This window comes from Azospirillum picis (assembly GCF_017876115.1).
Lineage (GTDB): Bacteria > Pseudomonadota > Alphaproteobacteria > Azospirillales > Azospirillaceae > Azospirillum > Azospirillum picis.
Map to the genome: position 1 here is coordinate 230,692 of NZ_JAGINO010000006.1, position 12,130 is coordinate 242,821.

At 69.4% G+C, this 12,130-nt stretch carries 12 protein-coding genes; 10 read left to right on the top strand and 2 right to left on the bottom strand.

What is annotated here, in order from left to right; genetic code table 11:
- Positions 1–21 precede the first annotated feature (21 nt).
- Positions 22–1,347, bottom strand: coding sequence for an exonuclease domain-containing protein (locus J2850_RS11470; protein ID WP_209981682.1), 1,326 nt, complete (start codon positions 1,345–1,347; stop codon positions 22–24).
- A gap of 619 nt (positions 1,348–1,966) precedes the next feature.
- Between J2850_RS11470 and J2850_RS11475 the strand changes: the two genes are divergently transcribed.
- The 9 genes from J2850_RS11475 (at position 1,967) to J2850_RS11515 (ending at position 10,962) form a co-directional block, all read left to right on the top strand.
- Positions 1,967–2,416, top strand: a complete 450-nt coding sequence (locus J2850_RS11475; protein WP_209981684.1) for a pilus assembly protein TadG-related protein — start codon at positions 1,967–1,969, stop codon at positions 2,414–2,416.
- 118 nt (positions 2,417–2,534) lie between these two features.
- A complete protein-coding gene (locus J2850_RS11480) occupies positions 2,535–2,915 on the top strand; it encodes a CidA/LrgA family protein (RefSeq protein ID WP_209981686.1) in 381 nt (126 codons plus the stop codon).
- Positions 2,912–3,634 (top strand): LrgB family protein, encoded by a 723-nt coding sequence (locus J2850_RS11485; RefSeq protein WP_209981688.1) that lies wholly within the window; start codon positions 2,912–2,914, stop codon positions 3,632–3,634. Before J2850_RS11480 ends, J2850_RS11485 begins: the two co-directional genes overlap by 4 nt.
- 486 nt (positions 3,635–4,120) lie before the next feature.
- Positions 4,121–5,785, top strand: coding sequence for a 2-isopropylmalate synthase (gene leuA / locus J2850_RS11490; RefSeq protein WP_209981779.1), 1,665 nt, complete (start codon positions 4,121–4,123; stop codon positions 5,783–5,785).
- 117 nt (positions 5,786–5,902) lie between these two features.
- Entirely contained in the window at positions 5,903–6,889 is a 987-nt protein-coding gene (rfaD, locus tag J2850_RS11495; protein ID WP_209981690.1) for an ADP-glyceromanno-heptose 6-epimerase, read from the top strand.
- Positions 6,890–6,900: 11 nt separating this feature from the next.
- Entirely contained in the window at positions 6,901–7,710 is an 810-nt protein-coding gene (lgt, locus tag J2850_RS11500) for a prolipoprotein diacylglyceryl transferase (RefSeq protein ID WP_209981692.1), read from the top strand.
- A gap of 4 nt (positions 7,711–7,714) precedes the next feature.
- The gene (locus J2850_RS11505; RefSeq protein ID WP_209981694.1) at positions 7,715–8,878 is read left to right on the top strand and encodes a class I SAM-dependent methyltransferase; all 1,164 of its coding nucleotides are present in this window, start codon (positions 7,715–7,717) and stop codon (positions 8,876–8,878) included.
- Between the two features lie 178 nt (positions 8,879–9,056).
- The gene (gene pgeF / locus J2850_RS11510; RefSeq protein WP_209981695.1) at positions 9,057–9,824 is read left to right on the top strand and encodes a peptidoglycan editing factor PgeF; all 768 of its coding nucleotides are present in this window, start codon (positions 9,057–9,059) and stop codon (positions 9,822–9,824) included.
- A gap of 202 nt (positions 9,825–10,026) precedes the next feature.
- Positions 10,027–10,962 carry a ribose-phosphate pyrophosphokinase gene (locus tag J2850_RS11515; RefSeq protein ID WP_209981697.1) on the top strand — a complete coding sequence of 312 codons (936 nt, stop codon included), beginning with the start codon at positions 10,027–10,029 and terminating at the stop codon, positions 10,960–10,962.
- 103 nt (positions 10,963–11,065) lie between these two features.
- On the opposite strand, the gene J2850_RS11520 is transcribed toward J2850_RS11515, so the two are convergent.
- Positions 11,066–11,275 carry an XRE family transcriptional regulator gene (locus tag J2850_RS11520; RefSeq protein ID WP_209981699.1) on the bottom strand — a complete coding sequence of 70 codons (210 nt, stop codon included), beginning with the start codon at positions 11,273–11,275 and terminating at the stop codon, positions 11,066–11,068.
- Positions 11,276–11,367: 92 nt separating this feature from the next.
- Between J2850_RS11520 and J2850_RS11525 the strand changes: the two genes are divergently transcribed.
- Positions 11,368–12,060: an XRE family transcriptional regulator gene (locus tag J2850_RS11525; protein WP_209981701.1), complete on the top strand. Its 693-nt coding sequence runs from the start codon at positions 11,368–11,370 to the stop codon at positions 12,058–12,060.
- Positions 12,061–12,130: the final 70 nt, after the last annotated feature.

Sequence of the window (12,130 nt, forward strand, 5' to 3'; positions counted from 1 at the left end):
GCCGCACGCCCGGTTCCCTCGCTACACCACCGCCCTGTCGGCGATCAGTGCACGGGCCTGGCCCTGGGTAACGATGCCGCGATCGTTCAGGCGCGCGAACAGGGCGGCCGCCAGTTCGGCCTGCGCCTGTGCCTGGGCCTGCGGACCGAGGCGCGGCTTGTGCGTCAGGCCGAAGGCGGCGGCAAGCTGATCGAAGGGGGCGCCCGCCAGCGCCGGGTCGAGCGCCGCCGCCAGGGCACCGAGGTCGAGCGACGGTGGCAGGACCGGGTCGGCGATGCCGGCATGGGCCACCGACTGCGCCAGTACCGTCAAGGCCGCATCGACGCCGACCCCGACCGCGATGCAATGGTGGAGCGCGTCCTGGATGGCTGGCCAGACCTGTCCGAAGGGGCGCTCGCCCGCTACCATGGCGGTGCCGATGCCATGCCGCTCCACCGCCTCCGCCGGAACCGGATCCACCGGATCTATCAGCAGCGAGAGCGAGACGGTGGGAAAGATGCGCGTACCGACGAGGCGCACGGTGCCGACGGCGATCACCGGCCCGACGTCCGGCTCCGGCCCGGCGGTCGCCACCCACAGCGCCACGAAGGGCAAGGCCGCCAGCGGCTCGTCGTCACCCAGCGGCCCCGGGGCCTGGGAGGGCCGGAGGCTGAGCGTGCGCCTGCCGCTGAGCGCCGCGGCATGGGCCGAACCGCGGGCGGGAAAAGACAACACCACGCCGGCATTGAGGCCGAGATCGGCGACTCGTGCCGACAACTCCCCCTCCTCCGTTCGTCGAAGCACCGCACTGACCGGCGCCCCTCCCCCCCGTGCGCGTTCGATGGCCCGCGCCAGATCCTCGCGCAGCAGGGATTTCCCGATGTCGGCTCCCTGTTCCAGTCCAAGCAGGCGGGATGCGCCGGTGTTCAACCGCTCCACCCGCCCCTGCTCGTCGAGGACCAGCAGTGGATCGTCGGCAAGGGCCAGCGCCGCCTGCACCGCCCGCTCCCAGCGTCCGCCCGCGGGCAGGCCCGCCACAGAGGCGCCGTCGCCGCGGAGCAGCGCGCCGGCCACATCCGCCAGCCGTGCGATCTCGCCGCCGCGCCCGCTTGACCACGGTTCGAGGTCGACCCGGCCGCGGGTGCCAGACAGGCGATCGGACAGGCGGGTGAGATCCCGAAAATGGCGGGCCAGCTTGGAGAAGACGTACCACAGCGCCAGCAATCCGACTCCGCCGATCGCCAGCCCGCGCACGAGGGCGGTGCGGTCGTCGGCCGCGATCTGCGTGATCTCCACGGCGAGAAACACCAGCGCGGCCGCCGCCACCGCCAATCCCAGCAACACCACGCGCCACGCGCCGCCCTTCATCGGGACGCCTCCCTGCGATAAGACCCCAACTCTATAGATCGCCATGCCGACGGTGAAGGCACGCGCGCGGTCAATGTGGCGGTGCGGCCGCGGCAGCCACTTCGGCCATCGGTTCGCCACACGCGCGTCGCCCCCCGGCCGCAGCTTGCGGTCAGCAAGCCACGATCGCGCCTGCTGGCTGCAACCACAATCCTGGCCGGCCGGAAAACGGCCGCCGGAAAGACCTGGAGAGACGCCTCACGGCGGAGACCTGCTTTTGTTACAGCGGAAAGACGCGGAGCCTTCCGGGGAAAGCCCCTCAACAACCCGTTAATTCCGCTCCGCCGGCTCAATTCCCCGGTTCTTTGGCACGGTTTTGTCTTCAGTCTTTTGGCTGTATCGGGCATCCGGCAAGTCGAAACCGGCCCCCGCCATCCCATTCACGAGGGTAAGGCGCAAAACTCTTCCCGCGGCAGGGTCGGATCCGTACCTTTGCATAAAATATCAGGTAACTCCCGACTATCCGTCTGCTGCCGCTCTGTTGCATTTCCAAGTTTGCCCGACGGTTGGATGATGCTAAGAGTTGGGTGACCATCCTCACCTTTCCTTTCCGCATATCCATTTGTTTGGGAGGCCAGCAATGACCTTGGTCTATCGTCCCCTGCCCTATGGCGGGCACGAAGACCGGCGGACGGGCCGCCATGTGCTGCTGGCGGTGGCCCTCCTTCTGTCCATACCGGCCGTCGTAGGCGCCGGCTGCACCATTGACGCCGTTCGTGGATTTGCGGTGGAGGCCCGGCTGTCGCACGCCGTGGACGCGGCCGCGCTTGCCGGCGGGCGGGTGATGTTCGACTCGCAACGCGACGGCCACATCCGCAGCTTCTTCGACAAGGCGTTCCCCAACGGTTTCCTGGGATCGAACCTGTCGCCGCTGACGATTGCCGAGGATGCCGCGGCCGGCACGCTGACCGTCAGCGCCCACGCCACCGTCAACGCCATCTTCCTGCGGCTGTTCGGAAAGAAGGAGGTGACGATCGAGGCGCAGTCGATCGTCCGCCGCGGCTCGCAGCATGCGCGCAAGGCCCAGTAGGCCGGCGGCTCCAAGCGCAAAGCACGCATTCGCGGATTTCAGTCCGCGCGCCCGGCCGCTGCGGTAGAAGGACGGAAGCCCCCTCCCGCCTTCCCTCTCCCGCCTTCCGGAGTCCGCGATGCTAGGAAGCCTGACGCTCCTTCTGCTCTGCCAACTCGCCGGCGAACTCGCCGCCCGGCTGCTGCACCTGCCGGTGCCGGGGCCGGTGCTGGGCATGCTCCTGCTGTTCGCCGGGCTGCTGCTTCGCGGCGGCGTGCCGGTGCCGATGCAGGAAACGGCGGGCGGCCTGCTGCGGCACCTCTCGCTGCTGTTCGTGCCAGCCGGGGTCGGGGTGATGACCCATGCCGCCCGGCTGGAAGCCGAAGCGCTGCCCATCGTCATCGCGCTGTTCGGCAGCACGCTGTTCGGCGTGGCGGTGACGGCCAGGATCATGGCCGCCCTGTTGCAGCGCACCGACGCCGGGCTGCGCGAGCCGACGATCGGGGGCGACGAGCCATGAGTGCGGACCTCCACCAGATCTGGGTCTATCTCTCGGCAAGCCCGCTTGCCGGGCTGACCCTGACGCTCCTTGCCTACCAGGTCGGGCTCTGGCTGTTCGAACGGCTCGGCCGCCGTCCGCTGCTGAACCCGGTGCTGATCGCCGTCATCCTGCTGGCCGCGGTCCTGACCGCATCGGGCGTCGACTACCGTACCTATTTCGACGGCGCGCAGTTCGTGCATTTCCTGCTGGGACCGGCGACGGTGGCGTTGGCCGTGCCGCTCTACAACCAATTCCAGGAGGTGCGCCGCTCCGCGGTCGCGCTGGTGGTGGCGCTGTTGGCCGGATCGGCGGCCTCGGCCTTGAGCGCGGTGGCGCTGGTGTGGGCCTTCGGGGGATCGAAGGCGACGATCCTGTCGATGGCGCCGAAGTCCGTGACCTCGCCGATCGCCATGGGGGTTTCCGAGCAGATCGGCGGCCTGCCGTCGCTGACCGCCGTGTTCGTCATCATCACCGGCATCATCGCCGGCACCTTCGGCACCTGGGTGCTGAACCTCGTCCGGGTCACGGACTGGCGGGCGCGCGGATTCGGCATGGGGGTGGCGGCGCACGGCATCGGCACGGCCCGCGCCCTTCAGGTCAACGAGGTGGCAGGCGCCTTCGCCGGGCTGGGCATGGGGCTGAACGGGCTGGCGACGGCGCTTCTGCTGCCGACCCTCTACCGGCTGATCTGGGGATGAGGGCAGGATGGTCGGTGCGCTCAGCAATCCGGCCGGCGCCATTCGGCGCTTGACAGCGTTGCGGCTCCTGCGCACAGTGCGGGCCATGAACACCATCGACCGCACGAACGCCCTTCTTCGACTTCTCGGCCCGGCGCTCTAAAGCGTCCGGGTTTTTGCGTTCGTCCTCAGTTTCCATCGGTCGAAGTGTCTGTTCCATGAGCGAAGTCTGTAAAGGCGCCGGATCCGGCGTCGCCCGGCAGGGGCCGGGGCTGCGACTTACAAGCGGTCGCTGAGCCAATTCCCGGCGGCTCCGCGGCCGTACCCCTCGCCGGCCTCCACCCTGAACATTCCGATCGGATATCCGATCCGCAGTCCCGACCCGCAGTCCCGATCCGCCACCCCGGAAAGGCGGGAAGCTGTTCGGAACCGCCACAGGAGCAGTACGACGCCATGAGCACCGCGACCCAGACCAGCACCGCGAGCCATACCGCCGCCGTCCCGAGCATGCCGAAGTCGCCGTCCAAGTACGCCGCCTTCCCGCAGGTGAACCTGACCGACCGCCGCTGGCCGTCGCGCGTCCTGGACAAGGCGCCGGTCTGGTGCTCGGTCGACCTGCGCGACGGCAACCAGGCGCTGATCGAACCGATGGGGCCGGACCGCAAGCGCGCCATGTTCGACATGCTGCTGCGCATGGGCTTCAAGGAGATCGAGGTCGGCTTCCCGGCCGCCTCGCAGACCGACTTCGACTTCTGCCGCGAAATCATCGACGAGGGCAAGGTTCCCGAGGGCGTCACCATCCAGGTGCTGACCCAGTCGCGCGAAGAGCTGATCCGCCGCACCTTCGACGGCATCAGGGGCGCCAAGCGCGCCATCGTCCACCTGTACAACTCGACCTCGGAGCTGCAGCGCCGCGTCGTGTTCGGGCTGGACCGCCAGGGCATCATCGACATCGCCGTCGCCGGCACCAGGCTGATCAGGCAGTTGGCCGCCGAGACGCCCGAGACGGAGATCGTCCTGCAATACTCGCCGGAGAGCTTCACCGGCACCGAACTGGATTTCGCGGTCGAGATCTGCGAGGCGGTGATGGAGACCTGGGGCGCCTCGGCCGCCAACAAGGTCATCCTGAACCTGCCGGCCACCGTCGAGATGTCGATGCCGAACGTGCATGCCGACCAGATCGAATGGTTCTGCCGCAATCTGAAGAACCGTGACGCCGCCATCATCTCGCTGCATCCGCACAACGACCGCGGCACCGGCGTCGCCGCGGCGGAGCTGGGCATGCTGGCCGGCGCCGACCGCGTCGAGGGCACGCTGTTCGGCAACGGCGAGCGCACCGGCAACGTCGACATCGTCACGCTGGCGCTGAACATGTTCACCCAGGGCGTCGACCCGGGCCTGAGCATCGACGACATCAACGAGGTCGTCCGCGTATCGGAATACTGCACGCAGTTGCCCGTCCACCCGCGCCACCCCTATGCCGGCGAGCTGGTCTTCACCGCCTTCTCGGGCTCGCACCAGGACGCCATCAACAAGGGGCTGAAGGCGCTGACCAAGTCCAACACCGGCAAGTGGGAGGTCCCCTACCTGCCCATCGACCCGCAAGACCTGGGCCGCAGCTACGAGGCGGTGATCCGCATCAACAGCCAGTCCGGCAAGGGCGGCATCGCCTACGTGCTGGAGAAGGACTACGGGCTGCAGATCCCGCGCCGCCTGCAGATCGAGTTCTCCAAGGTCGTCCAGCGCGTCGCCGACGAGACCGGCAAGGAGCTGTCGCCCGCCGACATCCACGCCGCCTTCAAGGCGGAGTACCTGGATGCCGACCGCCCGCTGGAACTGGTCGAGCATTCGACCGAGCCGCGCGGCCCCAACTCCGGCGCCCGCGCCATGAGCGTGGTGATGCGCCGCGACGGCCAGACCGTCACCACCAAGGGCAAGGGCAACGGCCCCATCGACGCCTTCCTCGACGCCCTGCGCCAGGGCTGCGGCGTCGACCTGCACGTGGTCGACTACCGCGAGCATGCCATCGGCGCCGGCGAGGACGCCCAGGCCTGCGCCTACGTCGAGGTCAAGACCGGCGACAAGACGCTGTTCGGCGTGGGCATCGACGCCGACATCGTGACCGCCTCGCTGCGCGCGCTGGTCAGCGCCGCGAACCGGGCGACTCGGTAAAGGACCGCACTCTCCCCTCTTCCGCCCGCCCGAGCGGGAGAGGGGGGACCAACCTTGCCCCCACCGCCCTGGCCGCCTATAAGTCCGCCATCGCTTCAGTCAACAGCGGGCAGCGGCATGATCGTGGTCACCGGCGGGGCCGGCTTCATCGGCTCCAACCTCGTCGCGGCGCTGGCCGCGCGCGGCATCACCGACCTGGTCGTCGTCGACCGCTTCCGCGACGGCGAGAAATGGCAGAACCTGGCCAAGCGCGAGGTCGCAGCCCTGGTCGCGCCCGAGCAGACCATGGCCTTCCTCGACCAGCACGCGGCCGAGATCGACATGATCTTCCACCTCGGCGCCATCTCCGCCACCACCGAGCGCGACGTCGACAGGATCGTCGCCAACAACGTCGCCCTGACCCTCGACCTGTGGCGCTGGTGCTCCTGGCGCGGCTGCCGGCTGATCTACGCATCGAGCGCCGCAACCTACGGCGACGGCTCCGCCGGCTTCGAGGATGACGGGTCCTGCGACGGGCTGGCCCGGCTGCGGCCGCTCAACGCCTACGGCTGGTCGAAGCACCTCGTCGACCGCCGGGTCGCCCGTGCGGTCGCCGGCGGCGACCTTGTCCCGCCGCAATGGGCCGGGCTGAAGTTCTTCAACGTCTACGGCCCCAACGAGGCACACAAGGGCGACATGATGAGCGTCGTCGCCAAGCTGTACCCGCAGCTCGGCGCCGGGCAGCCGGCCCGCCTGTTCAAGTCGCACCGGTCGGGCTTCGAGGATGGCGGCCAGCTCCGCGATTTCATCTTCGTCGACGACTGCGTCGCCGTGATGATGTGGCTCTACGACCATCCGGAGGTCAGCGGCCTGTTCAACGTCGGCACGGGCAAGGCGCGGAGCTTCCGCGATCTGGCGCTGGCGACCTTCGCAGCCCTGGGACAGCCCCCCCGGATTGAGTACTTCGATATGCCCGAGCATCTGCGCGGCAAATACCAATATTTCACGCAGGCGACGACGGATCGCCTGCGCGCCGCCGGGTTCGACCAGCCCTTCACCGAACTGGAGGAAGGAGTCCGGCGCTACGTGCAGGATTTCCTGTCGCAGCCCGACCCCTACCGCTGACCGGAGCCCTCATGCTGGCCATACCCTTCCCCACCATCGACCCGGTGGCCCTCGCCGTCGGGCCGGTCGTCGTCCGCTGGTACGCGCTGGCCTATCTCGCCGGCTTCGTGCTGGGCTGGCGCTACTGCCTGGGGCTGGCGCGGCTCGACCCCGACAGCCGCCCCTCGCCGGCGGATTTCGACGACTTCCTGACCTGGGCGGTGGTCGGCACCATCCTGGGCGGCCGGATCGGCTACGTGCTGTTCTACAACCTGCCCTATTACGTGGAAAACCCGCTGGACGCCCTCCAGGTCTGGCACGGCGGCATGTCCTTCCACGGCGGCATGGTCGGCGTCCTGACGGCGATCGGGCTGTTCTGCTGGCGCCGCGGCATCTCCCCCTTCGTCTTCGGCGACATCGTCGCCGCCTGCGCGCCGATCGGGCTGTTCTTCGGCCGCATCGCCAACTTCATCAACGGCGAGCTGTACGGCCGGCCGGCGCCCGACTTCGCCTATGCCATGGTGTTCCCGCGCGACCCGCTGCAGGTGCCGCGCCATCCCAGCCAGCTCTACGAGGCGGCTCTGGAAGGGCTGCTGCTGTTCATCCTGCTGGCGGTCGCCATCCGTGTCCCGGCGCTGCGCCGCCGCCCGGGCACCGTCGGCGGCCTGTTCCTGATCGGCTACAGCCTGTCGCGGATCGCCGTCGAGTTCTTCCGCGAACCCGACCCGCAGCTTGGCTTCCTGTTCGCCGGCGCGACCATGGGGCAGCTCCTGTCGCTGCCGATGCTGGCGGTCGGCCTTTGGCTGGTGCTGCGCGGCCGGCGCCAAGCGATCCTGGCCTGACGCGATGGCCGGCGGCGAAGGCATCCCCGGCGCTCCGGGCAACGGCGAGACGCTGGCGCATCTGCTGGCACGCCGCATCCTGCTGGACGGCCCGCTGAGCGTCGGCGCCTTCATGGCCGAGGCTCTCGGCCATCCGCGGCTCGGCTACTACATGCGCCAGGACCCGTTCGGAGTCGGCGGCGACTTCACCACCGCGCCCGAGATCAGCCAGATGTTCGGCGAGCTGGTCGGGCTGTGGTGCGCGGAGAGCTGGGCGCGGCTGGGGGGTCCCGGTCCCTTCCACCTGGTGGAGGTCGGTCCCGGCCGCGGCACGCTGATGGCCGACCTGCTGCGGGCGGCGGCGGTGCTGCCCCTGTTCCGCGACAACGCCACCGTCCATCTGGTGGAAACCAGCCCGGTCCTGAGGGAGCGCCAGCGCCAGACGCTGCAGCCGCTGCTGGGCGATGCCCTCCGGTGGCATGACCGGCTGGAGGAGGTGCCGGACGGCCCCACCATCCTCGTCGCCAACGAGTTCTTCGACGCCCTGCCGATCCGCCAGGTCCAGAAGACGGCGCACGGCTGGTTCGAGCGGCTGGTCGACATCGACCCCGCCGGAAGCGCGGAGGAGCCGCGTTTCCGCTTCGTGCTGGAAGCCTTCGGCAGTTCCGGCAGCCGGCTGGTCCCCGACGCGCTGCGCGACCAGCCCGACGGCAGCGTGGTGGAGGTTTCCCCGGCGAGCCAGGCGGTGGCGCGGGCCATCGGCGCCCGGCTGGCGGCGGCCCCCGGCGCGGCCCTGCTCATCGATTATGGCTACGCCTACGGGCCAGTGGCGGGCGACACGCTGCAGGCAGTGCGCCGCCATGCCTTCGCCCCGGTTCTGGACGCGCCCGGCGAAGCCGACCTGACCGCCCATGTCGACTTCGCGGCGATCGCCGCAGCGGCACGCGAGGGCGGTGCGGAAAGCTTCGGTCCGGTCGAACAGGGAGAGTGGCTGTGCCGCCTCGGCATCCGCGAGCGCGCCGCCGCCCTGTCGGCCAAGGCGACCCCGGCCCAGGCCCGCGACATCCGCGCGGCCCTGGACCGCCTGATCGACCCCGCGCAGATGGGCAGGCTGTTCAAGCTGATCGCCCTGGCCTCCCCCGGCGCGTTCGCCAGGGAGACCCCTCCGGCCGGGTTCGAGACGCCCTGAGCGTCTGGAAACCGCCGGGCTTCCGATACAATATTTCCGAACATCAGGCCGCTCATCCGGGGTCGACGGATCCCCCCGGATGGCCAGCGCGCCGACGGCACGCCGTCGGCGTGGCGCGCCTCCCCCACCGGCGGGGAACGGCGAAGCGGCCAGCCAACAACAGGGAAGGACGGCGTTCGTGATCACACTCGGCGCGCTGAACGACATCACCCACATCCGCCACGCCTTTTTCACCCGCAACGGCGGCGTGTCCACTGGTCTCTACGCCTCGCTGAACTGCGGGCTCGGCTCCAACGACTCGCCGGCCGCGGTGCACGAGAACCGCGCCCGCGCCGCCGCGCGCATGGAGGTGCAGCCGAGCCACCTCATCACCTGCCATCAGGTGCACAGCCCGACCTGCGTCGTCGTGGAGGAGCCGTGGGCGCCGGGGACCGCCCCCAAGGCCGACGCCATGGCCACCCGGCAGACCGGCATCGCGCTGGGCATCCTGACCGCCGACTGCGCGCCGGTGCTGTTCGCCGACAGCAAGGCGCGGGTGATCGGCGCCGCCCATGCCGGCTGGAAGGGGGCCAAGGCCGGTGTCGTCGAGGCGACCGTCGCCCGCATGGTCGAGCTGGGGGCGAAGCCGGGGCGAATCGTCGCCTGCATCGGCCCCTGCATCGCCCAGCGCTCCTACGAGGTGGGACCCGAGTTCCCCGCCCCGTTCGAGGAGGAGGATGCGCGCAACCGCGACTATTTCGCGCCAGCCCGCAAGCCCGGCCATTTCCTGTTCGATCTCGCCGCCTATGTCACCCGCCGGCTCGGCGATGCCGGAGTCACGGTGATCCAGCGCTGCCCCAACGACACGGTTGCGGAAGAGGACCGCTTCTTCAGCTACCGCAGGTCCTGCCACCGCGGTGAGGCCGATTACGGGCGCGGCCTGTCGGCCATCGTCCTGCAGGGTTGAACGGTCCCGGACGGACGGGGAGCGTGGCCGTGGCCATGCCCCCCGCGCAAGGCGGTTTTCCCCATTGGGGAAAGGCCCCACCGTCATGGAACGTTTACACGGGCACCACCCTTTGTTATGGTCCGCCCCGTTTTCAAGGGGCGGCGGCGCGCGAGCGGCGGACGTGCCTTGAGCCGTTTCCCTGCAAAGAGAGCCGTCCCCGATGAAGGTGCTTGCCGGCAACAGCAACCGTCCGCTGGCCGAGGCGATCTCCACCTGTCTCGGCGTGCCGCTGACCAAAGCGAGCATCCGCCGTTTCTCGGATATGGAGGTGTTCGTCGAGATCCTGGAGAACGTGCGCGGCGAGGACGTGTTCGTCATCCAGTCGACGTCAGCCCCGGCCAACGACAACCTGATGGAACTGCTGGTGACGATCGACGCGCTGCGGCGCGGGTCGGCCCGGCGCATCACCGCGGTGATCCCCTACTACGGCTACGCCCGCCAGGACCGCAAGACCGGCCCGCGCACGCCGATCTCGGCCAAGCTGGTCGCCAACCTGATCACCCAGGCCGGCGCCAACCGCGTGCTGACGATGGACCTGCACGCCGGCCAGATCCAGGGCTTCTTCGACATCCCCACCGACAACCTGATGGCCGCCCCGGTCTTCGAGAAGGACATCCGCCAGTCCTTCGAGAACATCGACGAGGTGACCATCGTGTCCCCGGACGTCGGCGGCGTGGTGCGCGCCCGCGCGCTGGCCAAGCGGCTCGATGTCGATCTCGCCATCATCGACAAGCGGCGCGAGCGCGCCGGCGTGTCGGAAGTGATGAACATCATCGGCGACGCCAACGGCCGCCGCTGCATCCTGCTGGACGACATCGTCGACTCCGGCGGCACCCTGTGCAACGCCGCGGTGGCGCTGATGGATGCCGGCGCCAAGTCGGTCCACGCCTTCTGCACCCACGGCGTGCTGTCCGGCGGTGCGGTCGCCCGCGTCGCCGTGTCGCCGCTGTCGCAGCTCGTCACCACCGACAGCATCCAGGCGACGGAAGCCGTGCGCGTATCGCGCAACATCCGGCAGCTCACCATCGCCCCGCTGCTGGCGGAGGCGATCATGCGCATCAGCGAGGAACGGTCGGTTTCCAGCCTGTTCTCGTAACACGGCACCCGCTCCCGCCTTCCGCTTTCGGAAAAGGCCCATTCCCGACGGGGATGGGCCTTTTCCATGCCCTCACCATTCCCGTTCCCGCTCCGCTCCCCCCTCATCGGCCGCCGCCCCGGTCCGCCAGCCCGTGGAAGTCGTTCGCCGTCACCGCCCCGGCCGTCGCGGCGACGATGCGGGCCATCACCAGCGGGCGGGGAACGCGCCGGCCGCGGCGATAGCGGTTGACCGCGGCCTGGCTCGTCCCGATCAGGGCGGCGAAGGCCTCTTCCTTGGTGGCGGTCCGGGTGAGCCAGTCGTCGAGCGTCATACCGCAATGGTTTAGACCAAGGCGAGTTCTGCGCGCAACTGGATTTATTCCAGCGCGATGGACTTTCCAAAGCCGTTTTGGTATGAAGCGGCATGACCACGATGCGCGACCTGCGGCAGGCCGCCGGCTTGAGCCAGGAGAAGCTGGCCGAACTGGCGGGGACCTCGCAGCCCCAGATCAACAAGCTGGAGACCGGCCAGCGCAAGATGACCGTGGATTGGGCGGTGAAGCTCGCCCATCCGCTGGGCGTCGAGCCGACGGTGCTGCTCGGGCTCGACGCGGCTCCCGGCGCGGCTCCCGCCCCGGTCTCCGGTCCGGCCGCCGCGCGGGCGGGTACCGGCGCCCGCCCGGCAGCCGCCCTGCCGCTGTTGCGCGCCGGCTCCGCCGCAGGTGGCCACCCGCCCTCCTCCATGCCCGTCCGCGCAGCGGCACGCGGCGGCGTCGACCAGGAGATGTTCCTGGAGGACGGCCCGATCGATTGGATCGCCAGGCCGGACTACCTGAAGAACGCCCGCGACCCCTATGCGATGTATGTCGTCGGCGACTCGATGATGCCCCGCTTCCGCCCGGCGCAACTGCTTCACGTGAACCCGCACAAGCCGCCATCGCCAGGATCGGGCGTCGTGGTGGTCAAACGCAACAGGGCGGTGCTGGTCAAGGAGTTCGTCCGCCGCGGCTCCGACGTGGTGGTGCTGCGCGAGTATCAGCCGGCCGACCGCGAGTTCGCCGTCGCACTCGCCGACCTCGACACCCTGCACACCGTGGTCGGCCTTCAGGAACCATAACGGGATACCACTTTGGTATCGGTTATTCTTGGACTATAAAATCCATTTTGGATTATTCCTTGCTCACCGC

Coding starts and splice junctions, on each gene's coding strand:
- J2850_RS11525 (WP_209981701.1), top strand. CDS start 11,368: ATGACCACGATGCGCGACCTGCGGCAGGCCGCCGGCTTGAGCCAGGAG.
- leuA (WP_209981779.1), top strand. CDS start 4,121: ATGCCGAAGTCGCCGTCCAAGTACGCCGCCTTCCCGCAGGTGAACCTG.
- J2850_RS11485 (WP_209981688.1), top strand. CDS start 2,912: ATGAGTGCGGACCTCCACCAGATCTGGGTCTATCTCTCGGCAAGCCCG.
- J2850_RS11515 (WP_209981697.1), top strand. CDS start 10,027: ATGAAGGTGCTTGCCGGCAACAGCAACCGTCCGCTGGCCGAGGCGATC.
- lgt (WP_209981692.1), top strand. CDS start 6,901: ATGCTGGCCATACCCTTCCCCACCATCGACCCGGTGGCCCTCGCCGTC.
- rfaD (WP_209981690.1), top strand. CDS start 5,903: ATGATCGTGGTCACCGGCGGGGCCGGCTTCATCGGCTCCAACCTCGTC.
- J2850_RS11475 (WP_209981684.1), top strand. CDS start 1,967: ATGACCTTGGTCTATCGTCCCCTGCCCTATGGCGGGCACGAAGACCGG.
- J2850_RS11480 (WP_209981686.1), top strand. CDS start 2,535: ATGCTAGGAAGCCTGACGCTCCTTCTGCTCTGCCAACTCGCCGGCGAA.
- J2850_RS11505 (WP_209981694.1), top strand. CDS start 7,715: ATGGCCGGCGGCGAAGGCATCCCCGGCGCTCCGGGCAACGGCGAGACG.
- J2850_RS11470 (WP_209981682.1), bottom strand. CDS start 1,347: ATGAAGGGCGGCGCGTGGCGCGTGGTGTTGCTGGGATTGGCGGTGGCG.
- J2850_RS11520 (WP_209981699.1), bottom strand. CDS start 11,275: ATGACGCTCGACGACTGGCTCACCCGGACCGCCACCAAGGAAGAGGCC.